General features: G+C 64.6%; 18 protein-coding genes. 15 read left to right on the top strand and 3 right to left on the bottom strand.

Features of this window, described 5'->3' with window-relative positions:
* Positions 1-5 precede the first annotated feature (5 nt).
* From C1876_RS04185 to accD, 11 genes are all read left to right on the top strand, one after another.
* The gene (locus tag C1876_RS04185) at positions 6-1,223 is read left to right on the top strand and encodes a S41 family peptidase (RefSeq protein WP_425320748.1); all 1,218 of its coding nucleotides are present in this window, start codon (positions 6-8) and stop codon (positions 1,221-1,223) included.
* 3 nt (positions 1,224-1,226) lie between these two features.
* Positions 1,227-3,284 (top strand): ribonuclease R family protein, encoded by a 2,058-nt coding sequence (locus tag C1876_RS04180; RefSeq protein WP_114545463.1) that lies wholly within the window; start codon positions 1,227-1,229, stop codon positions 3,282-3,284.
* 9 nt (positions 3,285-3,293) lie between these two features.
* Positions 3,294-4,118, top strand: coding sequence for a DUF2238 domain-containing protein (locus tag C1876_RS04175; protein WP_114545462.1), 825 nt, complete (start codon positions 3,294-3,296; stop codon positions 4,116-4,118).
* Between the two features lie 50 nt (positions 4,119-4,168).
* Positions 4,169-4,639: a MarR family winged helix-turn-helix transcriptional regulator gene (locus tag C1876_RS04170; protein ID WP_114545461.1), complete on the top strand. Its 471-nt coding sequence runs from the start codon at positions 4,169-4,171 to the stop codon at positions 4,637-4,639.
* A gap of 163 nt (positions 4,640-4,802) precedes the next feature.
* Complete coding sequence (locus C1876_RS04165) at positions 4,803-5,021, top strand: acyl carrier protein (protein ID WP_114545460.1); 219 nt, start codon at positions 4,803-4,805, stop codon at positions 5,019-5,021.
* Positions 5,022-5,076: 55 nt separating this feature from the next.
* The gene (locus C1876_RS04160) at positions 5,077-6,057 is read left to right on the top strand and encodes a nitronate monooxygenase (RefSeq protein ID WP_114545459.1); all 981 of its coding nucleotides are present in this window, start codon (positions 5,077-5,079) and stop codon (positions 6,055-6,057) included.
* Positions 6,058-6,068: 11 nt separating this feature from the next.
* Positions 6,069-7,052, top strand: a complete 984-nt coding sequence (locus C1876_RS04155; RefSeq protein ID WP_114545458.1) for an ACP S-malonyltransferase — start codon at positions 6,069-6,071, stop codon at positions 7,050-7,052.
* Between the two features lie 13 nt (positions 7,053-7,065).
* Complete coding sequence (fabG, locus tag C1876_RS04150; RefSeq protein ID WP_114545457.1) at positions 7,066-7,830, top strand: 3-oxoacyl-[acyl-carrier-protein] reductase; 765 nt, start codon at positions 7,066-7,068, stop codon at positions 7,828-7,830.
* On the top strand, positions 7,827-9,116 hold the full coding sequence (fabF, locus tag C1876_RS04145; protein WP_114545456.1) for a beta-ketoacyl-ACP synthase II: 1,290 nt from the start codon (positions 7,827-7,829) through the stop codon (positions 9,114-9,116). Before fabG ends, fabF begins: the two co-directional genes overlap by 4 nt.
* Positions 9,117-9,132: 16 nt before the next feature.
* Positions 9,133-9,582, top strand: a complete 450-nt coding sequence (gene fabZ / locus C1876_RS04140) for a 3-hydroxyacyl-ACP dehydratase FabZ (protein ID WP_114545455.1) — start codon at positions 9,133-9,135, stop codon at positions 9,580-9,582.
* Positions 9,583-9,601: 19 nt separating this feature from the next.
* Positions 9,602-12,142 carry an acetyl-CoA carboxylase, carboxyltransferase subunit beta gene (accD, locus tag C1876_RS04135; RefSeq protein ID WP_114545454.1) on the top strand — a complete coding sequence of 847 codons (2,541 nt, stop codon included), beginning with the start codon at positions 9,602-9,604 and terminating at the stop codon, positions 12,140-12,142.
* A gap of 54 nt (positions 12,143-12,196) precedes the next feature.
* On the opposite strand, the gene C1876_RS04130 is transcribed toward accD, so the two are convergent.
* Entirely contained in the window at positions 12,197-15,469 is a 3,273-nt protein-coding gene (locus C1876_RS04130; protein WP_114545453.1) for a DEAD/DEAH box helicase, read from the bottom strand.
* A 201-nt stretch (positions 15,470-15,670) separates the two neighbouring features.
* Between C1876_RS04130 and C1876_RS04125 the strand changes: the two genes are divergently transcribed.
* Both C1876_RS04125 and C1876_RS04120 read left to right on the top strand, forming a co-directional pair.
* Complete coding sequence (locus tag C1876_RS04125; protein ID WP_114545452.1) at positions 15,671-16,864, top strand: MFS transporter; 1,194 nt, start codon at positions 15,671-15,673, stop codon at positions 16,862-16,864.
* Between the two features lie 69 nt (positions 16,865-16,933).
* Positions 16,934-18,028, top strand: a complete 1,095-nt coding sequence (locus C1876_RS04120; RefSeq protein WP_114545451.1) for a GNAT family N-acetyltransferase — start codon at positions 16,934-16,936, stop codon at positions 18,026-18,028.
* Here C1876_RS04120 and C1876_RS04115 read toward each other — a convergent pair.
* Positions 17,968-18,561 (bottom strand): NUDIX hydrolase, encoded by a 594-nt coding sequence (locus tag C1876_RS04115; RefSeq protein ID WP_114545450.1) that lies wholly within the window; start codon positions 18,559-18,561, stop codon positions 17,968-17,970. The genes C1876_RS04120 and C1876_RS04115 overlap by 61 nt on opposite strands.
* Positions 18,562-18,567: 6 nt before the next feature.
* A complete protein-coding gene (locus tag C1876_RS04110) occupies positions 18,568-20,754 on the bottom strand; it encodes an AAA family ATPase (protein ID WP_114545449.1) in 2,187 nt (728 codons plus the stop codon).
* A 161-nt stretch (positions 20,755-20,915) separates the two neighbouring features.
* Here C1876_RS04110 and C1876_RS04105 point away from each other — a divergent pair, with 161 nt between their 5' ends.
* Positions 20,916-22,775: an AAA family ATPase gene (locus tag C1876_RS04105; RefSeq protein WP_114545448.1), complete on the top strand. Its 1,860-nt coding sequence runs from the start codon at positions 20,916-20,918 to the stop codon at positions 22,773-22,775.
* 14 nt (positions 22,776-22,789) lie between these two features.
* Positions 22,790-23,878, top strand: coding sequence for a 5-methylcytosine restriction system specificity protein McrC (locus C1876_RS04100; protein ID WP_148044512.1), 1,089 nt, complete (start codon positions 22,790-22,792; stop codon positions 23,876-23,878).
* Positions 23,879-23,938: the final 60 nt, after the last annotated feature.

Below are 23,938 nucleotides of genomic sequence, written 5' to 3'. Positions count from 1 at the left end.
GCAACGTGCGCCTCATCAAGGCGTTCGTCGTGATCATCGTCGTGGGCGTCGCCTTCGTCGCGGGTTTTGCCGCGCGAGGCGACGCTTCGCTGTTGGAATCGCTCGGTTTCACGTCGCTCGTGGTGGACGTGGACCGCAACCCGGGTTCCACCACGTCGGGGGACACCTACGACTCCATCGGCGCGCGCGTCGAAGAGGTTGAGGGCATCATCGAGAACGACAGCCTGGACAGCTACGATCTGGGCCTCGCCACGACGAACATCCTCAACGCGCTGTCCGACACCACTGAGGATTCCTACCTGCGCTACTACGATCCGGTGCGCTACGCGGCGCTGCTGCAGGACAACGCGGACAAGACGGCGGGCATTGGCGTGCTGTTCTCCGAGTACAAGGGCCGTGCGTACGCGGCCGACGTGTTCGAGGGTTCCGCCGCGCAGGCGGCCGATATCCGCAGCGGCGACTTCGTCGTGGCCATCGACGGCGATCGTGGCCATGAATGGACCACGAACGAGGTGACGTCCGCGCTCAAGCGCGACGAGGGCGAGAGCGTCGTCATCACGTGGCGCCGCGCCGAGACGCTCGACGACGAGGGCGGCGAGGAGTTCACCACGACGCTCACCTGCTCGAACTACTCGGTGAAGAACGTCGAAACCGAGCTCGACGACTCGGTGGGCTACATCAAGCTCAAGCAGATCACCCAGAACGCGGCGAGCCTCGTGAAGAGCGCCGTGTCCGATCTGGAATCGCAGGGCGCGCAGTCGTTCGTGCTCGACATTCGCGACAATCCCGGCGGCTTCCTCACGCAGTCGGTGGATATCGCCAGCCTGTTCGTGAAAAGCGGCACGGTGGTGAAGATCCGGACGAAGTCCGAGGAGACGTCGAAGACGGCCACGGGCGACGGCACCACGAACGAGAAGCCGCTCGTCGTGCTCGTGAACGGCAAGACGGCCGCATCGGCCGAGGTGCTGGCGGCGGCGCTGCAGGATAACCAACGCGCCACGCTCGTGGGAACGACGACGCTCGGCAAGGGTTCGGTGCAGGTGACGCGCGACCTGAGCTTCGGCGGCGCGCTGCGCTACACGGCCGCGTACTACAAGAGCCCGCTCGGGCACGACATCGAGGGCGTGGGCGTTGCGCCCGACGTGACGGTGGGCCTGGCCGACGGGGAAGACAACCAGAAAGCGCTCGCCATCGAGACCGCGCAGTCCCTCGTGAAGAGCTAGGCCATGGCGCGTTCCCGGATGCATACGCGCCGGCATGCCCGCAGCAATCCGCGCGGCGTGCTCGACGTGCGCGGAGGCGGCTTCGGCTTCGTGCAGACGGCCGAGGGCGAGTTCTTCGTGCCGGAGTCGAAGATGGGCGGGGCCTTCGACGGCGACCTCGTGGAGCTGGCGCCCCTGCCCGTGCAGGGCGGGCGTAAGAAACAGCCCCATCAGGGCGGCGACCTGCGCGCGGGCGAGAAGCCCGCCGCGCGTGTGCTGCGCGTCGTCGACCGCGCGCACGACACGCTCGTGGGGCGCTACGAGGTGGCCGAGCCCTTCGGCGTGGTCGTGCCCGAGGACACGCGCATCCCCTACGACATCTTCACCATGCGCGCCGACCGCCCCGACATCGAGGACGGCTCGCTCGTGCGCGTGCGTATCACCACCTTCCCGGCGCGCAACACCGCGGCGACGGGGGTTGTCGAAGAGGTGTACGGTCGCGCCGATGACGAGCGCGTGGCGGTGGACCTCGTGATCGCGCGCCACAAGCTGGAAACCTCGTTCTCCGAAGGGGCGCTCGCCGAGGCGCGCGCCGCCGTGCTCGACGAGGACGGTGCGCTCTCAAGCGGCTACCGCGACCTGCGCGGTCGCTTCACGTTCACCATCGACCCGGCCGACGCGCGCGACTTCGACGACGCCGTGAGCCTCGAGCCCGTCGACCCGCGCGTCGAGCCGGCAGCGGGGGAGCGCGGGGGCACCGGCGTGCGCGTGGTGGACAAGCGCGGGTTCGGGGCGGCGACGTGGCGCTTGGGCGTGCACATCGCCGACGTGTCGCATTACGTGGGGTGGAACTCCTCGCTCGACCTCGATGCGCGCCGCCGCGCGACGAGCGTGTACCTGGTGGACCGCGTCATCCCCATGCTGCCCGACGAGCTGTCGGGGAACCTGTGCTCGCTCAGGCCCGACGAGGTGCGCCGCACGATGACGGCCGACCTCTACCTCGACGATCAGGCGCGGCTCGTGGCCTACGACCTGTATCCGGCACTCATTCGCTCCGACGCGCGGCTGGCCTACGAGGAGGCGCAGGCGCTGCTCGACGAGCCGACGGGCGACGACCTGTCGTATCGGCTCGGCGTGCTGTCGCGGCTGGCGAAGCAGCGCTTCGCGGCGCGCGAGCGGGCCGGCGGCCTCGACTTCGATTCGGTGGAGGCGCGCGTGCGCCTCGACGGCGAGGGGCGGCCGACGGGCATCGACCTGCGCACGAAGACCGACGCCACCTCGCTCATCGAGGAGGCCATGATCCTCGCGAACGAGACGGTGGCCGTGCACCTGCGCGATGCGAAGTTTCCCAGCCTATACCGCATCCACGAGCAGCCCTCGTCCGACAACCTCGCCGCGCTTGTGCCGGTGTTCCAGGAGTTCGCGTGGTTCCGCGACGTCGACCAGGTTGCGTTCGTGGCGGGCGATGCGCACGTCATCCAACGCGTGCTCGAGGCGAGCGCGGGGCGGCCCGAGGGCGAGCTCGTCTCGTCGCTCGTGCTGCGTTCGATGAAGCGGGCGGTGTACCGTCCCGTCTGTGCGCCCCACTACGGGCTGGCGAGTGAGGCGTACACGCATTTCACGTCGCCCATCAGGCGCTATCCCGACCTCGTGGTGCATCGCATGCTGAAGGCGCTCTGCGGCGGCCGCCCCGAGAAGTTCGACCAGGAAACGTCTGCGCTCCCGTGGGTCGCCGAGCACTCCTCCGACATGGAGCGCGTCGCCGAGAAGGCCGCGCGCGAGTCGCAGGAGCTCAAGATCATCGAGTACCTCGAGCAGTTCGTCGGGCAGGCGTTCTCGGCGACGGTGTCCGGCGTGGCGTCGTACGGCGTGTATGTGCGCCTCGACAACACGGCCGAAGGGCTCATCCCGCTCAAGAACCTCGGGGCTGAGTACTTCGCGCTCGACCCGGTGCAGCATCGGCTGACCGGCCAGGATACGGGCGTGTCGTACCGTCTGGGCCAACGGCTCCCCGTCGTGCTGACGGCGGCCGACCCCCGCGCGCGGCGCTTGGACTTCCGTCCCGCCCGCGGCGAGAAGTAGCCGACGGCCATGGGGCGCGTGCGCGAAGTGCTGAGGGCCATGGGCTCTCAGATGCGCAAGAGCAAGGGATCGTTCGCCGTGTACGTGGTGCTGCGGCTCATCGTCATGGCATGCGCCGTGACCGCGCTCGTGTTCGGCAACTACGAGTCGTTCTTCCTGTGCCTGCTCACGCTCGTGCTATTCCTTGTGCCGCCGTTCATCGAGGTGAACTTCAGCATCACCATCCCCGAGACGCTCGAGGTGGTCATCGCGCTGTTCATCTTCGCCGCCGAGATTCTGGGCGAGCTGTTCCACTTCTACACCATCTTCCCGTTTTGGGACACGCTGCTCCACACGTTCAACGGCTTTCTGGCGGCCGCCATCGGGCTTGCGCTCGTGTCCATCCTCAACCGTTCGGAGCGCATCGCGTTCTCGCTGTCGCCGTTCTTCTGCGTGGTGGTGGCGTTCTGCTTCTCCATGACCATCGGCGTGCTGTGGGAGTTCTTCGAGTTCGGCATGGACGCGGCGTTCGGGCTCGACATGCAGAAGGACACGGTGGTGACCAGCATCTCGAGCACGCTGCTCGACCCGACGGGCTCGCAGCGCCCCGAACGCATCGACGGCATCCAAACCGTCGAGGTGAACGGCCAGGAGCTGGGGCTGGGAGGCTACCTCGACATCGGGCTGCTCGACACGATGAGCGACCTGTTCGTGAACTTCATCGGGGCGCTCGCGTTCTCGGTTATCGGATACCGCTACCTCAAGAGCAAGGGGGAGGGGCGGTTCGTGCGCCGCTTCGTGCCCACTCCGGCGCCGGCCGATGGCGCGGACGAGGCAGATACTTTGACTATCTAACTAAGTGCGGTATGATGCGGGCAACCGAGAAACGACGAGGAGGTAGGAACATGGCCGGTTCGAACGCGGGGCTCGACGCATCGCGCAAGCGGCGCGAGGAGATCGACGATCTGCTGTCGGGCACGTTCAACTCCATCCTGCGCATCGAGGAGCAATCGCTCGACAACCGCCTGACGCACGGCCTCACCATCACCGAGGTGCACACCATCGTGGCCATCGGCCTGCACGAGCGCAACCCCATGAACGTGGTGGCCGCCCGTCTGGGCGTGACGCTGGCAACGCTCACCACCGCGGTGAACAAGCTGGCCAAGAAGGGGTTCGTGGACCGCACGCGCGCCGAGGACGACCGGCGCAAGGTGCTCGTCTCGCTCACGAAGAAGGGCAGGCAGGTGCTGCGCGCGCACAACCTGTTCCATCATCAGATGATCGACGACGCGCTTGCCGACCTCACCGAAGAGGAGGAGCGCGTGTTCGCCGGCGCGCTTGCGAAGGTGAAGGGGTTCTTCGACGCGCAAGCGTGAGCGAGCCGGAATGTTTCACGTGAAACACTCGTTCGTGTTTCACGCGCAGAAATCATGGAGGGCGCGCGGCGGCTCTTGCAATCGACAGCCCATCCTCATACCATTACCCGAGTAGAAATACTTTGATTATCAAACTAAATTGCACGACCGAAAGGAACCCGTCATGGCTACCATCGACACCGTCAAAGAAGTGCTCGTCGAGAACCTCGACCTCGACGCCGAGGCCATCACCGAGGAGGCCACGCTTGAGTCGCTCGGCATCGACTCCCTCGACATGGTCGAGCTGATCTGCGACCTCGAGGAGAAGTGCGACATCGAGTTCGGCGAGCCCGAGGGCATCGACACGGTGGGCCAGCTCGTGGCGCACATCGACTCGCTGTAACACGAGGTGAGCGGGCCCCGCAAGGGGCCCTTGGTTTCTACGAGGAAGAGAGAGCATGGGCATGAACACGCGGGTTACGGAACTGTTGGGCATCGAGGTGCCGGTCATCCAGGGCGCGATGGCGCGCATTGCCAACGCGAGCCTGGCCGGGGCGGTGAGCGAGGCCGGCGGCCTCGGCATCATCGCGTGCGGCGGAGCGCCGCTTTCGTGGGTGGAGGAGCAGGTGAGCATCGCCCGCTCGATGACCGACAAGCCCATCGGCGCGAACGTCATGCTCATGGACCCGAACGCCGGCGAGACCGCCGAGCTGCTGGCGAAGCTGCGCGTCGACGTCATCACGACCGGCGCGGGCAGCCCGGCGAACTACATGGAGCTGTGGAAGAACGCCGGCATCAAGGTGGTGCCCGTGGTGGCCTCGAGCGCGCTCGCGGCGCGCATGGAGCGCCTCGGCGCCGATGCCGTGGTGGCCGAAGGCACCGAGGCCGGCGGCCACATCGGCGAGCTGACCACGATGGCGCTCGTGCCCGCGGTGTGCGACGCCGTGTCCATTCCCGTCATCGCGGCCGGCGGCATCGCCGACGGGCGCGGCATGGCCGCCGCTTTCGCGCTGGGCGCCGAGGGCGTGCAGGTGGGCACCCGCTTCCTTACGGTGGAGGAGTGCACCATCGCCGACGCGTACAAGGAGAAGGTCATCGCCGCGAAGGACGCCGACACCATCGTCACGGGCCGCGGCAGCGGGCATCCCGTGCGCTGCCTCAAGAACAAGTTCGCCCGCAAGGTGCGCTCGCTCGAGGGCGACGTGGCGCAGAACGGCGACGAGCTGGAGGCGATGTACGTGGGGTCCTTGCGCCGCGCCGTCGAAGGCGACGTGGACAACGGCACCATGATGGCCGGGCAGGTGGCGGCGCTCGTGCGCGACCGCGCGACCGCAGCCGAGGCGATCGCCCAGATGATGGCCGAAGCCGAGGCGCTCGGCGCCCGCGATATGGCCGCCATGGCCGCCGCGAACGCCCGTCGCGATCGCGCGGCAGGCTAGGGGAGGCGCGCATGAGCTGCTCCATCCCCGCGATTGCGGCGGGTTCCCCCGTATTCTTGTGCTCGGGCCAGGGCGCGCAGAAGCCCGGCATGGGCGCCGACCTGCTCGACCTGCCCGAGGTTGCCGCCGTGTTCGCCTGCGCGTCCGACGTGCTGGGCTTCGACGTGGCCGACCTCGTGCTCAACGCCGAGCCCGAAAAGCTCAACGACACGCGGTTCGCGCAGCCCGCGCTGTGCGCGCTGTCGGTGGCCATCGCCCGCGCGCTCATGGCGCGCGGCGTGGAGCCGGCCTGCGTGCTGGGTTTCTCGCTCGGGCAGGTGAGCGCGCTGGCCGTGTCGGGCATGCTCTCCGACGAGGCGACGTTCGCCTTCGTGAAGCAGCGCTCGCGCCTCATGGCCGAGGCCGCCGCTGCGCATCCTGGCGCCATGAGCGCGCTGCTGAAGGCCGACGAGGCAAGCGTCGAGGCGCTGTGCGCGGATAACGCGCAGGGCGAGGTGCTCGTGCCCGCGAACTTCAACTGCCCGGGGCAGATCGTCATCGCCGGTACGCCCGCGGCCGTCGAGCGCGCTGAGGCGGCGTGGGCCGCTGCCGGCAAGCGCTCGTCGCGCCTGGCCACGTCGGGCGCGTTCCACAGCCCGCTCATGGCCTGCGTGGCCGACGAGCTGGCGACGTACCTCGCGGGCGTCTCGTTCGCCGAGCCGCGCATCCCGCTCATCTGCAACGTGACCGCCGCGCCGCTTGCCGCCGATGAGGCGCGCGAGCACCTCGTGCGCCATCTGACGAGTCCCGTGCGCTTCGACGCGAGCGTGGCCGCCTTGACCACGGCCGGCGCCGACACGTTCGTCGAGGTGGGTTTCGGCGGTGTGCTGGCGAACCTCGTGAAGCGCATCGACAAGACCGCTGCGCGCGCATGCGTGCAGGATCGCGCGAGCTTCGACGCGTGCCTGGCCGCCTGTGGCGAAGGCGCCGCCGCGACTGTTTCCGATTCCGAATAGGAGCTTCCCGTCCATGACTGAGAACACCGAAACCCCGCGCCGAAGCGCGGTCGTCACTGGCTCGAGCCGCGGCATCGGCCGCGCCGTGGCCGAGGAGCTCGCCCGTGCGGGCTTCGACGTGTGCGTGAACTGCTCGAGCGAGCGCGGTCTCGACGAGGCGCGCGCCTTCGCCGCCGCCCTTGAGGCCGATCACGGCGTGCGCACCCTGGCGGTGGCCGCGAACGTGGCCGACGCCGCCGAGGCTGAGGGGCTCGTGGCCGCTGCGCACGAATCCTTCGGCCGCGTGGACGTGCTGGTGAACAACGCCGGCATCACGCGCGACGGCCTGTTGGCCCGCATGAAGGAAGAGGACTTCGACGCCGTCATCGACGTGAACCTCAAGGGCACGTTCAACTGCTGCAAGGCGGCGGCGCAGCGCATGATGAAGCAGCGCTACGGGCGCATCGTGAACCTGTCGAGCGTCGTGGGCGTGGCCGGCAACGCGGGGCAGGCGAACTACGCCGCTTCGAAGGCCGGCGTCATCGGGCTCACGAAGTCCATCGCCCGCGAGCTGGCCGCCCGCAACATCACGGCCAACGCGGTGGCGCCGGGCTTCATCGCCACCGACATGACCGACGCGCTGTCGGAGAAGCAGCGCGAGGCCATCGTGGGCCGCATCGCCTCGAAGCGCCTCGGCGCGCCCGAGGACGTGGCTGCGCTCGTCCGGTTCCTGGCGAGCGAAGAGGCCGGCTACATCACCGGACAGGTTGTCTGCATCGACGGAGGTATGTCGCTATGAGCGAGAACAGCATGAGCACGGCGGCCACGCGCCGTCCCGACGGCACGCATCGCGTGGTCATCACCGGCATGGGCGCCGTGTCGCCCGCCGGCGTGGGCGTTGAGGCGCTGTGGAGGGCGGTCATGGGCAAGGAGTGCTGCATCGGCCCGGTGACGCGCTTCGACACGGCCGACTACGACGTGCACATCGCCGCCGAGGTGCGCGATTTCGACGCCACCGAGCACGGCATCACGAAGAAGGAGGCGCGGCGCTTCGAACGCTTCGTGCAGTACGCCATCGTCGCGTCCGACGAGGCGCTCGCCCAATCCGGGCTCGACCTCGAAACCGAGGACACCACGCGCATCGCGTGCGTGTTCGGCACGGGCATCGGCGGCATCGACGAGCTGCAGAGCGGCTTTTTCACGCTGGCCGAGAAGGGGCCGAAGCGCGTGAGCCCGCTGTTCATCCCCACGATGATCGGCAACATCGCCGCCGGCAACCTCTCCATCCGCTACGGCTTGCGCGGCGAGTGCCTCAACGTGGTCACCGCCTGCGCCACCGGCGCGCACTCCATCGGCGCGGCCGTGCGCGATATCCGCCACGGCTACATCGACGCGGCTCTGGCCGGCGGCTCGGAGGAATCCGTGTCGCCCATCTGCCTGGCGGGCTTCGCGAACCTCGGTGCGCTGTCGAAGGCGGAGGATGCCGCGCAGGCGTCGCTGCCGTTCGACGTGCGCCGCGCCGGCTTCGTGGCGGGCGAGGGCGCGGGCGCGGTGGTCGTCGAGTCGCTCGAGCACGCGCTCGGGCGCGGCGCGACCGTGCTCGCCGAGATCACGGGCTTCGGCTCGACGGGCGACGCCTACCACATGACGGCTCCCGAGCCGTCGGGCGAGGGCGTGACGCGCGCCATGCGCCAGGCGCTCGAGGAGGGCGGCTTTAGCCCTGAGGACCTGGGACATGTGAACGCGCACGGCACGGGTACGCCGGCCAACGACGCCACCGAGTCGAAGGCGCTGCTGGCGCTCTGCGGCGAGGACGCGGGCGTCCGAGTGCCGGTGACGTCGGTGAAGGGCACGACGGGCCACACGCTCGGCGCCGCCGGCGCCATCGAGGCCATCGTCACGGCGCTTTCGGTGATGCACGACTGCGTGCCGCCCACCTGCGGCTTCGCCGAGGCCGACCCGGAGTGCCCGGTGAACGTGGTCACGGAGGCGAAGACGGGCTACCCGCAGAAGGTGGCGCTGTCGAACTCGCTGGGATTCGGCGGCCACAACGCGAGCCTCGCCATTTCGCCGTATCGCGCGTAGGTTGAAAGGAACCATCATGGACATCACGTTTCCCTGCGGCAAGGACGTCGTCGAGGCGGTGCTGCCGCATCGCGACCCGTTCTGCTGGGTGAGCCGCGTCGTGGCGTGCGAGCCGGGCGTCGACGTGACCGCCGAGCTCGACGTCGATCCCGACCTGCCGCTGTTCAAGGGGCACTTCCCCGGGCATCCGGTGCTGCCGGGCGTCATCATCATGGAGGCACTCGCGCAGGCGGCCTCGTTCTGCATCCTCGTCGAGCGCGGCGCCGAGGGCTCCATCGGCTTCCTCACGGGCATCGACGGCGCGAAGTTCCGTCGTCAGGTGGAGCCGGGCGAGACGCTCGTGCTCAAGGCGCGCATCGTGAAGTCCTCGTCGCGCTTGTGCGTGGCCGAGGTGGAGGCGAGCGTCGACGGCGCGGTGTGCGCGTCGGCGACGCAGAAGTACGTGCTGGCGAAAGCGGAAGCGTAAAGAGGCGAGAGGTCGTTCGATGAAGCAGCGCAACCAGAACTACATCACCATCGGATCCGACGGATGCGTGCTGCCGCAGGGCGGCACGCGCGCGGTCGCCGCGCCGGCCAGCGAGTCGGCCGACGTGGCCTACCGCCTCACGCGCATGGCCGAGGAGGCGGCTGCGTCCCTGCCCGTCGCCCCGAACGCCCTCGACGCGGCCGACATGTCCGAGTACACCGCCGTGTCTCCGGCGCTGGCCACCTCCGCGCCGCGCGTCACGGGCGCGGGCGGCGCCCCCGTATGCGCCGCGAAGCCCGTCGCGCTCGTCATGGCGCGCCCGAAGACGGCGAAGCGCCTGCTGCAGCCCGTGTCCGACGCCGGGTTCTCCACCTGCGCCGTGTACACGGCGGACCACCGCAACGACGGCCACCTCAAGCTGGCCCAGAGCACGGTGAGCCTCGGCGAGAAGTACTCCGACGCGCTGTTCTGCAACAGCCACGCCGTGCTGAGCGCCATCGACGCGTGCGGCGCCTCGGTGGTGCTGCTGTGCGACGAGGCGCTGCCGCTCGCGGAGGTGGACAGCTTCCTCGCGCGCACGGCCGCCCACGGTGTGCGCGTGTTCCGCCCGCTCAGCGTCGACGCGCCGCTCTTGGGCTGGGTGCTGTGCACCACCGACAAGCCGGCGTTCGAGAGCGACGCGTGGCGCGCGTGCCCGCAGTGCGGCCTCAAGTTCGACGAGGCCAGCCTGGCGGCGGGGCACTACGTGTGCCCGACGTGCGGCGGCTACCTGCGCATGTCCTCGAGCGAGCGCATCGACGACACGCTCGACGCCGACAGCTTCGTGGAATGGAACCGCGTCGTGCCCGAGACCGACCCGCTCGACTTCCCCGGCTACCTGGGCAAGCTCGAAACGCAGCGTGCGAAGACGGGCCTCGAAGAGGGCGTGCGCACGGGCGAGGGCCGCATCGCGGGCCTGCGCGTGGCCGTCGGCATCATGGAGTCGCAGTTCTTCATGGGCTCGATGGGCTCGGTGGTGGGCGAGAAGGTGGCGCGGCTCGTGGAGCGCGCCACCGACGAGCGCCTGCCCGTGGTGATATTCACCGCGTCGGGCGGCGCGCGCATGCAGGAGGGCCTCGTGTCGCTCATGCAGATGGCGAAGGTGTCGTGCGCCCTCGAGCGTCACGCGAAGGCGAAGCTGCCCTACATCTCGGTGCTCACCGACCCCACGACGGGCGGCGTCACCGCGTCGTTCGCCATGCAGGGCGACGTCATCCTGGCCGAGCCGCGCGCGCTCATCGGCTTCGCGGGGCAGCGCGTCATCAAGGACACCATCAAACAGGAGCTGCCCGAGGGTTTCCAAACCGCCGAGTTCGCGCTCGAGCACGGCCTGATCGACGCCATCGTGGAGCGCGACGAGCTGCGCAGCACGCTTGCGCATCTGCTGGCGCTGCACCTGGCCACCGCGGTGGCAGCGCGCGACGACCACGAGCCGGGCGACCGCGACATCCTTGTGAGCTACGACGCCGTGTGCGAGAACCTGGCCAGCGGCACCGACACGTACAACACGGTGACGTACGGCGACCTCACGGTGGGCGGCCTGCCCTTCGGGGACGTGGCCTGGGGCGGCGCCAAGCTGCGCGGCCGCATCGCCACCCTGGCCGAGCGCTTCGACCGACGCGGCGCCTCCATGCGCAAGCGCTTGGAGAAGGTGCTCAGCACGGGCGGGTACGATGCCGAAGCGGGCGTGTCGCTGGAAGACGCGTCCGCAGCCGCCCGCGAGGCCGGCGCGCCGACGTCGAACCGCGCGTGGGAGAGCGTGCAGCTGGCGCGCAACGTGCACCGTCCGACGGCGCTCGCCTACATCGACGCGTTCGTGGACGGCTTCATCGAGCTGCACGGCGACCGCATGTTCGGCGACGACGGGGCCATCGTGTGCGGCCTTGGATGGATCGGCGGCCGCGCGGTGACGGTGATCGCCCAGGAGAAGGGCTCCGACCTGCGCGAACGTATCGCGCGCAACTTCGGCTGCCCGCAGCCGGAGGGCTACCGCAAGTCGCTGCGTCTCATGCGCCAGGCCGAGAAGTTCGGCCGTCCGGTGGTGTGCCTCGTGGACACGCAGGGCGCGTTCTGCGGCATGGAAGCAGAGGAGCGCGGACAGGGCAACGCCATCGCCGACAACCTGCTGGCGCTCGCGGGCCTGCGCGTGCCCGTGGTGAGCGTGCTTCTGGGCGAGGGCGGCAGCGGCGGCGCGCTCGCACTCGCGCTGGCCGACCGCGTGGCCATGCAGGAGCATGCGGTGTACTCGGTGCTCTCGCCGGAGGGTTTCGCCTCGATCCTCTGGAAGGATCGCACGCGGGCTCCCGAGGCAGCCGCCGTCATGAAGATGAGCGCCGCCGAGGCCTGCGAGATGGGCATCGTCGACGCCGTGCTGTCCGAGGGCGCGCGTCCCGCGCACGAGAACCCCGCGGTGGCCGCCGAGGGCGTGCGCGCCTACGTGTGCGCCGCGCTCGACGAGCTTTGCGGCACTCCCGCCGACGACCTCGTCCACGCCCGCCACGAGCGGTTCGGGAAGTACTAAACGAGCGGCCCCTGCTTCGGCGGGGGCCGCTTCGTTCTGGCTCGCTTTTCGGCCCTATCCTTCGAGCAGGTCGAGCAGCTCTTCTTGGCTGAGCGATGCCAGCGACACGCCGCCGCCTCCGATCACCTGGTCGGCAAGCTCGTTCTTCGCATCCTGCAGGTGCAGGATGCGCTCCTCGATGGTGCCCTTCGCGATGACCTTGTGCACGCTCACCATCTGCGTCTGGCCGATGCGGTGCGCACGGTCGGTGGCCTGGTTCTGCGCCGCGGCGTTCCACCACGGATCGGCGTGCACCACCACGGAGGCGCCTGTGAGGTTGAGGCCCGTGCCGCCCGCTTTGAGCGAGACGAGGAACACGGGCGTGTCGTCGGCGTTGAACGCGTTCACCAGCTCGAGCCGCCTTTTCTTGGGCGTGGCGCCCGTGATGGTGAAGTAGGGCACGCCGCGCGCGTCCAGCTGATCGGCGATGAGCGCGAGGAAGCTGGTGAACTGCGAGAACACGAGCGTCTTCTCGCCGGCGTCCATGGCTGAATCCACGAGCTCGGCGATGGCGTCCAGCTTGGCGGCGTGGCCGGCGTAGTTCTCGTACAGAAGGCGCGGGTCGCAGCACAGCTGCCGCAGCTTCGTGAGCTCGGCGAGGATCTCCACCTTGCGCTCGTTGAACTGCTTGTTGTGCCGGTTGTTCTTCTGCAGGGTCAGCGCGTCACGCAGCTGCTGCTCGTGCGCGGCGTACAGGCGCTGCTGCTCGCCTTCCAACGGGGTGTACACCACCGATTCCAGCTTGTCGGGCAAATCGTCCAGCACGTCGGCTTTCAGGCGGCGCAGCATGAACGGCGCCACGAGCGAGCGCAGGCGCCTCGCCGCGTCCTCGTCGCCGCCGGTGATGGCCAGCTCGAAGTGCTCGCGGAAGCGCATGTACGTGCCCAGCAGGCCCGGCATGAGGAAGTCGAAGATGCTCCACAGTTCGCTCAGGCGGTTCTCCATCGGCGTGCCGGTGAGCGCGAAACGATGCCGCGCCTGCACGCGTTTGGCGCCGCGCGCCGTTTTCGTGGCGTGGTTCTTGATGTACTGCGCTTCGTCGAGCGCGCAGCAGTAGAACGTGCGTGCGGCGAAGTCGTCGGCGTCGATGCGCAGCAGGTCGTACGACGTGATCAGCACGTCGCAGCAGCGCCCGTCGCGCGCGAGCTCGCTTTCGCGCCCGTCGCGGTCGCAGGCAGCGGATCGGACGCGCATGCGCTCGCGTTTCGTGCCCACGACGGCGCGGACGTCGAGGGAGGGGGCGAAGCGCTCGAACTCGGCCATCCAGTTGTACACGAGCGACGCGGGGCAGACGATGAGGCTCGGCCCGATCGTGCGCGCCTCGCTCTGCCGCGCCAGCAAGAACGCGATGAGCTGCACGGATTTGCCGAGGCCCATCTCGTCGGCCAGGATGCCGCCCAGATCGCGCTCGGCCAGCGCGCTCATCCAGCGCAGGCCTTCCACCTGGTAAGGGCGCAGCGTGGCGTGCAGCTGCTCGGGAATCGCGCACGGATCGTTTCCGGCGGCGCGGAAGCTTTCGAGGTAGTCCGTGAACGAGCGGTTGCGCCGCGCGCCTTCGAACTGCTCGTCCAGGTAGAACGCATGGTAGGCGGGCAGCTCCACCGCGCCCGACGCCAGCTGCTTGGGCGTGAACCCGAAGTCGTCCACGAGGTGGTCGAGCTGCGCGAGGTCGTACGCTTCCAGGTTGAGGAACGCGCCGCTCTTCAGGCGGTGGAAGCGCTTGCGCCGGCGGTAGCTTGACAGGATGGCGGCCACTTCGGCGGGGGGCAGGTCTTCGGCCGACAGCGACAGGTTGATGAGGTTGCCCGCGAGCGAGATGCCCACCGAGATGTGCGGCGCGCGGTCGACGAGCAGCCGGTCGAACGCCGGGGTGGTGAACGCCTCGCCGAGCGCCTGGAACTGCACGAGGCCGCCGAACACGAGGTCGGCGACGGCCGCTTCGTCGGCAAGCTTGATGGAGGGCGGCGTTTCGAACGTGTCGAAGTACCGCTTGATCAGTTTCTTCGCCTTGCTTTCCAGCCGCTCGTCGCGCAGCGGGCCCGCATCGTCGTCGGCTGCGTCCTCGAACAGGGTGTAGCGGCGCTCCCCGTACACGGCGTGCGCCGTGCACGTGACGTCGTGGTCGGTTCGGTCGAAGTAGAATTCCAGCGTGCACGGCACGGGACGGAACAGGTCGACCTCGGGCGGCACCTCCACGTGCAGCTGCTCCTCGATGACGGGCAGCACGGCGGCGCAGAACAGCGGCAGGTCGGCAAGGCTGACGAACAGGCGCGTGTCCTCGTTCTCGTACACGGTGCGCAGGAAGTCGGCCGTGCGCGCGAAGGCGGGCGAGCAGCGGTAGAACGTGTCGCCCTGCCACAGGTACATGCGCTCGCCCTTCGCGACGAACGGCGTGGCGTCCGGCTGCTCGATGGCGTAGCCGCCTTCGTCGGTGCGCTGCAGCACGATGCTCACGTCGGGGTCGGCCTCGACGATGTGCGCGTGCGTGAGCGAGCGCGTGCCGTAGTCGGTGCCCTCGACGGTGAAGGGGCGGCCCTCGAGCAGGTCGAGCAGCTCGATGAGCTCGTAGTCCGACAGCTCGAGGTCTCGTCCGATTTCGTCGCGCCCGCGGTAGCGCCAAAACGCCGAGCCGGTGGCCTGCTCGCGCAGCGCGACCGCGCGGTCGAGGAACCGGGCGATGCCGCGCGCCTGCTCGGTGAGCAGGGCGGGGGCGTGCGTGAACGCGAGCTTCTTACCGTAGGAGAAGCGCTCGCCGCGGCGCATGCGGTCGACGAATTCCGAGATGCTCCTCATGACGTAGGCGCCGTTCGGCCCGGCTATCTTGAAGTGCGCCGACCAATTGCGGTACCCGTAGGAAATGGTGGTTTCCAGATCGACGGCACCCGTCTCCTCCGCATCGGCGATGCTCTTGCTGCGCTCCATGAACTCGAGCAGCGAGGTGGACGTGGAGGGCGCGCGGTGGGCGCGGTAGCCCATGAACGTGCGCGGCTCGTCGGCGTAGGTCAGCGCGAGGGCGGCGCAGTGCTTGCACATGCCCTCGTGCTCGCGGTACGCGGGGCACGTGCAGGAGAAGTCGACGATGGCGCCTTCGTTCTCGTCGAACGTGACGGACGTGCGGTAGCGGTCGTTCCATCCGCTGCTGCTTGCGACGAACGCGCTCAGCGTGGTCTCGGGCGGATTGTAGCGTACCTGCTTCGTGAGGATGTTGCGCTCCGACGACGCGATGGAGCGTGCGCGCTGCAACGTGCGCGCGGCGCATTGCCGGCTGATGTCGTCTTCGGATAGCATGCGGTGCGGCGAGCCTCCCTCGGGCAGGTTTCAGAACATTTGTACCATGGTACCAGAAATCGGGCGCGCCGGCGTCCGGTATTCACCGAACGTGCAAAGGCGGGTATTCCCGGCGCGTGTTCGCGGTGCTATGCTGGGCGCAATCACCCGCTCGCAGGGGAGAACGCGGGCGGAATTCGTTGGGGACGGATGGGTGGGGCCATGTTCGCGCATACGGTCGATGCGGTCGATTCCGCGCACGTTCGGCAGGGACGACGGGGGCTGTTCATTGCCACGTTCGCCTTCCTGGCGGTGTTCGCCGCTTCGGCGGTGCCCATTCCGCTGTACTCGGAATACAAGGCGACCATCGGCCTGACCGACGCCGACATCTCCGCGACCATGCTCATGTACCTGTTCGGCGTCATCCTCACGCTGTTCTTCTCCGGCTCGCTGTCCGATGCGGCCGGGCGCAAGCCGCTTGCGGCCGTGTCGCTGCTGTTGGCCATGCTGGGGTGCTTCATGTTCCTGCGCGCCACCGACCCGATGGTGGTGCTGGCCGCGCGCGCCGTGCAGGGCGTGTCGTGCGGGCTGGCCATGAGCGCTATCTCCGCGCTCGTGGTGGATTCCGCGGTGGGGCGCTACACGGGGTTCGGCCTGGCGGTGGCCGGCTGCGGCGCCCTGCTGGGCGTGATGGCGGGCTCGCTGGCCGTCGGGTTCCTCAGCCTGGCCACCAGCTACCACGCCGTTATCTATTGGATCATGATCGCCCTGCTCGCCCTCGGCGTGGTGCTCATCCCCGCCGCGCCCGAGACGGTGGTGCGCCGCGCGCCGTTGCGCAGCGCCTGCAAGCCGGTGATCTCGGTGGACCCGAAGCTGCGCCGCGTGCTTCCCGTTGCCGGATGCGCCTACGTCGCCTCGTGGGGCGTGGGGACGTTCTTCCAGTCGTTCAGCTCCCCGGTGGCCGTGGAGTGCTTCGGGTCGAGCGACCCGTTCGTGGCGTCGGCCATCTTCGCGCTTTCGATGGCGCCGAGCGCCCTCGGCGCGCCTATCGAGGCGCGGTTGCCTGCGGGCGTGTCGCTCAGGGTGTCCATGGCGGCGCTGCTCGTGTTCACCTGCGCCATGTGCGCGGCGATGGCGGCCGAGGCGCTCGGCGCGTTTCTCGTGCTCGTGGCGCTGTTCGGCCTGTCCACCGGCATGTGCTTGTCCGGCAGCCTGCGCCTGCTGTTCGCGCAGGCCGACGCGCGCAGCACTGCGACGGTGGTGTCCACCATCAACCTCATCGGCTACGCGGGCTCGGCCGTGCTGAGCGGCGTCATGGGCGCGCTCGTGGGCGTGACGACGCTCGTCGGCGTGCTGGCGGTGCTCGCGGCGTGCGCGGCGGGTGCCGCCGTCGTGGTGTTCGCGCGCACGCGCTGAGGGGCCGCGGCGCGGCTTTGCTATACTGGGCGTCGTGCGAGAGATTCCGTTATGAAACGAGGTCGAGCCATGCCCTTAGCCGTGAGCGCCTGCTTGCTAAGAGAACCGTGCCGCTACGACGGCGAAGCGCGTCCGTGCGAGGCCGTGCGATCGCTGCGCGAGGCGGGCTGCGAGCTTCTGCCGGTGTGCCCCGAGGTGCTGGGCGGCCTTGCGGTGCCGCGCTTGCCGAGCGAGATCGCGACGGCCGAGCGCGCCGTGCGCGTGACGGCGTCCGACGGTTCCGACGTGACCGACGCCTTCTTGGAGGGCGCGGCGAAAACGCTCGAGCAGGTGCAGGAGGCGGGCTGCAAGCTGGCCGTGCTGAAGGCGAAGAGCCCCTCGTGCGGCAACGGGGCGGTATACGACGGCGCGTTCACGGGCGCGCTCGTGCCCGGCTACGGCCTGGCGGCGCGGGCGCTGCGCGAAGCGGGCGTGCGCGTGGTGGACGAGGTGCAGCTGCAGGCGTGCCTCGAGGCGAGCGAGGCGCGCCGTCCCGGGCAGCCGGCCGCCTTGCTGGCTGCGACGTCGGCGGAGTGTCCCGTGCTCGAAACCGAGCGGCTCGTGCTGCGACCGCTGGTGTCCGAGGACATCGACGACGTGTTCGCCTACTGCAGCAACCCCGCCGTCGGCCCCGACGCCGGGTGGCCGCCGCATCGCACGCGCGAGGATGCGCACGTGTTCGTCGAGATCATCGCCAGCGCGCCGCACGTGTTCGGCATCTTCGAGAAAAGGGGCGAAGGGAGCGGCTCGAACGTCGGAGAGACCGGGCCGTGCATCGGGTCGATCGGCCTCATCGGCGACCCGCAGCGGCGCAACGTCGACTGCCTCATGCTGGGCTACGCGCTTGCTCAGCAGGCGTGGGGGAAGGGCTACATGACCGAGGCGTCGAACGAGGTGCTGCGCTACGGGTTCGAAGAGTTGGGCCTGCTCATGGCAACGTGCACGCACTACGCGTTCAACGAGCGCTCGCGGCGCGTCATCGAGAAGTCGGGCTTCGTGCACGAGGGCACCATCCATGGGGTCGAGGCGACGCCCGACGGCATCATGCAGGACTGCGAGTCGTACTACCTCACGCGCGAGCGATGGACGTCGACGGTGGGCAGCTTGTCGACGAGCTTGCGGTAGATCCGGTCGCGCATCCACGGTTCCGTGGATGCGGCCAGGGCCTCGTCGAGGCCCATCCAGCGCACGCCGCTGTTCTCATCGGGCTTGATGCGCAGCGGCTCGTCGGGCGATGCGACGGCCAGATACGTCACGTTGAGGTGCAGATGCGAGCTCACGTACGCGCCGCGCTTCTCGTGTCCATCCACGGTGAGCACCTCGAGCGAGTAGATGCCGCCCGGCCCGCACGACGCGACGAGGCGCGCGTTCGCCACGCCCGTCTCCTCCTCGAGCTCCCGGAGCGCCACGCTGGCAAGGTCGCGCTCGCCGTCCGCATGCCCGCCGATCCAGCTCCATGAGTTGTACGTGTTGTGGAACACCATGAGCGTCTGCGTTTTGGCGGGATCGACCGTCCAGATCGAGCACGTCATATGCGCGAGCGACGAGCGGTCGAAGACCCGCGGGTTGGATTCCAGCTGCTCGAGGATGACCTGCCGGTCAGCAATCTCCTGCTGGTTGAAAGGTTGGTAGGCGCGTATGTCGGAGATGAGAGGCATGGATTGTCAGTCCAGTTGGTGCTTTGTTTTGTATTTAGCAACGATGTCGTCGCACCAAGATTCGACATAATTCGGTACTTGTTGAAATGCGCAAGGGTCGAGTTGATAGAGATAATCCCCTCCGATATGGTACGTTTCGTCAGCGAATCTTGTCATGATTGTCTTATCGCAAGTTGAGAGAAGGTCGCTTTCCTCAAGAATAATCCGGAGGAACTGCAGTTTTTCGTAAGCTGATTCGCTCTGTTCGTAGCATGAGACGATATACGACGAGCCGTTCTTAACCCGTTCGTACCATTCTTGATATGCGAACTGGATGCTCGTCAAGTCATGTATGTAGTTGCAGGCCGAGCCCATATCGTTATCGTCGAGTATATTCCCCTTGTTGTCGGTGGCGTTTTCGCGTTTATGGAAAAGGGAGGAGAGAACATTCCATGCTGGTTTTAGGGACTCGTCAACGCTTTTTTCCAGTTCCACCAACTGCCGAGCGTAAATAAGCCGAGATAAATCATTCGCGCTATGTTGAGCTTTCTTGTAGGTGATAGACCGAAAATCCTCGATATCGTTACACTTGATTTGACGACAAAGAATGCTTCCGGTTTCATTGGTTCGGAGGTAATTGGCTTTGATGCCCGAACCTCCATGTGTGTTTTTGAGAACCTTGAGCCAATCTGAAACAACGAGAAAGTCGTGAGTAAATAGGGCAACCGTCGTATCTTGGAGATTGTTGCAAAGCAATTGCTGATAGGGAGAAAAGAGCGTGTAAAGAAGAGCAAATCTTTTGTCCCCGTCGAAGGATGATACTGGGTCATCAAGAACGATCAGATCAGGTTTGGCCTCAAGCACTTCGTACAGAAAAAGAATGAGAGTTATGGCATTTCTCTCGCCGTAGCTCAAATGATCTTTTGACCCTAAAACGGGATAAGCACTGTCAGCATCTTTCAGGATCAGAGAAGCCGCACCCTTTTCATCTGCCTCCAACTCTACTTCGTAGTTATATCCCGCTTCTTTCAAAAAGGTATTGATCTCGCCCTCGTGATTTTTCACTGCCGATTCAATGAGCGAGTTCTGCTCTGCTATCATCGTTGCTGCTTTTTCGATGTTATCCAACGCTTTATGCAAAATGTCGGTGATGGTGGAAAGTGTGGTTTCGATTTTCTCCGAAAACACATGGTGTTTACAGGCGAGCTTTGTGAGGGCGTCCTGTATTTGAGCTTTTATAGACGGGGTATCGATTGTTCCATTGAGGTGAAGACTTTTCAGCGAAGACAAAGTGTCTGCAACTTCGTTTGCCCTTCTTGAGATAATGGCGAAGTATTCGTCATTATCGGCCGTAGGATTCGATTCTGCAGAAAGTACCGCATTCGCGACATATAATGAGTTGTTGTTGAACAGGGAGGCATTGTCGGCAAAAGCCGTTGCGGTTTTGAGCCAGCCGTTCGCCGGTGCGTCGGTACGTGATTCGTCGTATGCGATGCAAGCGTGCATCAGGGCATCGTCTACGGTTCCGCAATAGGGGCATCGATGCTGGTCGTTCTTTGTAAACCTCAGACCCTTTGTATGCCAACCAAGCCAATCGGCTCTTTCTACGGGCAAAAGCGGGACCAGAACTGGCTGGATGCTTTTGGGAACAGAGCCTAGGGGCGAGCCTTGTTTGAAAGCTTTGCTATAGCAAGCAGACTGCATGAGGGACCCGCTAGCGCTCGTTGCGCCGATGCCCTTTCTTAAGCTCTGAAATCCTTTTATGAGAAGATCGATTTCCTCTTGGTGCAGAACTTGCTGGATCTCGGCAAGTATTTGGGCTCGTTTTGATGCGAGTCGCTTGTATTCGCCTGTTTCTACAAAGATGCGAAACACATCGTCTCGAAGACTGTCCTGTTTGAAGCAGTGTTTGTCAACCCAGTTTTCATCGAATATAGCTACGCTGAGCGATTGGTCAGGTTTCGTGACCGAAGGTTTTGCGTCCTCGTCATTGGGGTGGAAGAGGCTTGCGAATGATCGCAATGCTTCGTAAGCGGCTCCTTCTTCGTCCGTCCCTCTCTTTGACAGATAATCGCAGATACGTACTATAGTAGTTTTTCCTGTGCCATTAGCAGCGTAGAAGATGTTTAAAGTGTTTTCTGCGATATGTAAGGAACCGTCGATGACGGAGGTAATATTGCGGCAATTTTTAAAGCTAATATCAATACTGCCCATGCGTGGACTCCTCGTTATATGCGGATTAGTAACCCCATCATAAGACAGTGAAATGTGCCACTTCAAGCATAATAGCTCGTGCACGTGGTGATGCGGCTATAAATTGATGGGTTGATGACGTATACTTCGCTACGCGATGAAGCTGCAATAATGGAGGAGCAATGGCCAAGTTTACGGGTCCGACCTATATAAAAATGATGCCGTACGTATTGCGAGCACTCGAAGAATTGGGCGGTCGCGCCATGAACGAGGAAATCGATCAGCGCGTCATTGATCTCATGGGCTTTTCGAACGAAGTCGTTTCTTTCCCCCATCTTGGATCTACGAAATCGGAAGTTTCTTATCGTCTTGCTTGGGCACGGACCGATCTAAAAAAGATTGGCATGGTTGAGAATCCTGCACGGAGCACATGGGAGCTAACTGAAAAAGGAAGGTTGGCGCTTGACGGTGACCCGTCTGAAATTATCGCGCAGGTAAACGCTATTCGTTCGCTCGAAGCCGCGCAACGCTCTTTAGGAGCGGACGCCAGCAAAGAAAGTGCTAATTCGGGGTTCGAATACTACTCCTTAGACGTGCCTGATGCTGATTCGGATCTTAATCCATCGCCTGATCAGCCGCTTTTTGCATATTTTGTGGGAGCGTCAATTAATGGCGTTGATATGACCGAGGGATTTCTCTCGGAGGGGATCTGGCAGTGCGGTTACGAAGAGAAATATGCTGACCAGATCAACGCTATCCAGCAAGGTGCATCGATAGCCATCAAGGCGGCGTATACGCGCAAGTACGATTTGCCGTTCGACAATCACGAAGAAACTGTATCGGTAATGAAAATCAAGGCGCGAGGTACGGTTCGATACAACCCTTGCGATGGAAAAACGCTGCGAGTCGATTGGGATAAGGACTACGAACCGCGCGAATGGTTGTTCTTCACTCTGCGTCCAGCATTTAACTTCATCAGGCGTGACTTACAGGATTGGAAACGTGGAGCTCTGATAGACTTCGCGTTCAACGACGATGTTCAAGATATCGAGGCGTTCATTTCCGATCCGCTGTGGGTTGGTCGCTACGATGCTGTAGTCGAAGGAGAGGATGCCGAGCTTTCTGAACTCGAAGAAGCAGCGATCGAAGCTAAACCGTATGGACCGAAAGACTTTTTGAACGACGTTTTCATGGACGAGATTGAGTATGACCGACTTGTTGAACTTCTCAGGCGAAAGGGCAATGTGATACTGCAGGGCGCTCCCGGCACCGGTAAAACCTATGCTGCGAAACGTCTCGCATGGTCGCTAATGGGAAAGAAGGATAATAGCAGAATCGAGTTCGTGCAATTCCATCAAAGCACTGCGTACGAGGACATAATCGTTGGCTATCGACCCACAGAAAACGGTGGTTTTAAGCTGAAAAACGGGACGTTCACTCAGCTTTGCCAGCGAGCCGAAGCTTCCACGGAGGCATATTTTTTCATCATCGACGAGATCAATCGAGCAAACGTTTCCAAGGTTATGGGCGAGATGCTGATGACGGTTGAGAAGAAGCATCGAGGGGAAACGGTTGGAGTCCGTTTGCAAGATGGACGCAACGGCTTTTCCGTTCCCGGGAACATCTACATTATCGGCATGATGAACACTGCGGATCGCTCGATTGCCACAATGGATTATGCGCTGCGTCGCCGATTCGCGTATTTCGAGATGAGACCTGCATTTCAACAGGACGGTTTTCGAAAGAGGCTGTACGAACTCATGCCCGCCGACTTTGCCGATGCTCTCATAGCTTCGGTACGGGAACTCAATGCAAGAATCGAGGAGGAACGGGGGCGAGGCTTGTGCATCGGTCACAGCTTCTTTCTCGACGTTCCCGACAATGATGGCGTAATGGATGTTTCCGCAGCTCAATCCTGGTTGAGATCCATCGTAGATTACGAGATTGCACCGCTTCTCGAAGAGTATTGGTTTGACGCTGCTCCGAACATTATCGCGAGTTACGTTGCGCCACTTCGAGAACTTGCTGGCGCACGCAAGTAGCAGTCGGACTTATCGTGACTCGTTCAACAGAATTGCGATGCGGGGAAATCCCTGTTCGCAATATCTATCATATGCTCTGCTACGCATGGAGTGGCCGTTACCTTCTCGACGAATGCCTCACGGGTGAGGCGGGGCGATTCGAGGGAGTGGAAGACCTTCTTTCGTATCTTGTGGCGCGTGAGGCGAAGAATGTCGCCCAGCTGGGTCTTGCCCGCGAGTACGTCTCTTTCGAGGCGTGCACCGCTTCTCCAAGAGGACCTGTGAACATGAAGGAATCCTTCTCTCATGTTGCACGCCTCGATCAAAAACTGGTATGTGGGCCCGATGAGTACACCACCAACAACGACCTGAACGGTATCGTCGCGCATGCGTTGATGGGCGTGTGCAGCGAGCATGCAGAAACCCGGAGACTGGTTAGGGCGGCATATCCCTCATTCGAGGATATTGATCCTGTCGCTCCGACTGAGCAAGTTCTCTCGCGCATCGTATTTAACCGCACGACCTCGCGATATCGATTCGTCATATCGCTTTGCTCGCTGCTTTATCGCCATACGCTTCCTTTGGAAGGTACTGACGGTGTCCTCATGAGCGATTCGGAGCGAACTACGCTGAATCATATCTTTGAAAAGTTCGCTCGAGCGTTCTATCGCAAAGAGCTGCCGCGTCTCAAAGGATCTCGTTACGTCGTGTTCGAGAAGAACAAACCTATCGCCTGGGCGACGCGAGACTCCACCGATATCTGTCCCTTTATGCCCAGCATGGAAGCCGACATCTGGATTGAAACGATATCCGACGTCGGCTCGTCTCGACTTTTTATCATCGATGCGAAGTACTATCGGGAAGCCTTGCGCGATGGGAGCAAGTTTAAAACTGAAAACCTATATCAGATTTACAGTTACATGTCGAATGCACGTACCGCTTCATTGACGAAGTTCCATGAGGTGCATGGGTGCCTGCTCTATCCTCTGAACGGGAGGCGTTTGTGCGAGGATGTCGTACTGTCCGAAGGGTCGTTGCATGTCAGGACGGTCGACCTTGATGCCAGCTGGCAGGATGTTGAATCGCAGATGCTTGAGATATTCAACAGCATGGATTGTGGCTAGCAATTCCATCTGGCCGCTCGCGCTTGCAATGAGCGGCCAGACTGTCCGCATCCTTTTCCG

The sequence above is a fragment of the Eggerthella sinensis genome (genome assembly GCF_003339815.1).
Lineage (GTDB): Bacteria > Actinomycetota > Coriobacteriia > Coriobacteriales > Eggerthellaceae > Eggerthella > Eggerthella sinensis.
The sequence above is the reverse complement of the archived record's forward strand: the minus strand, read 5'-3'. Positions and strand labels throughout refer to the sequence as shown.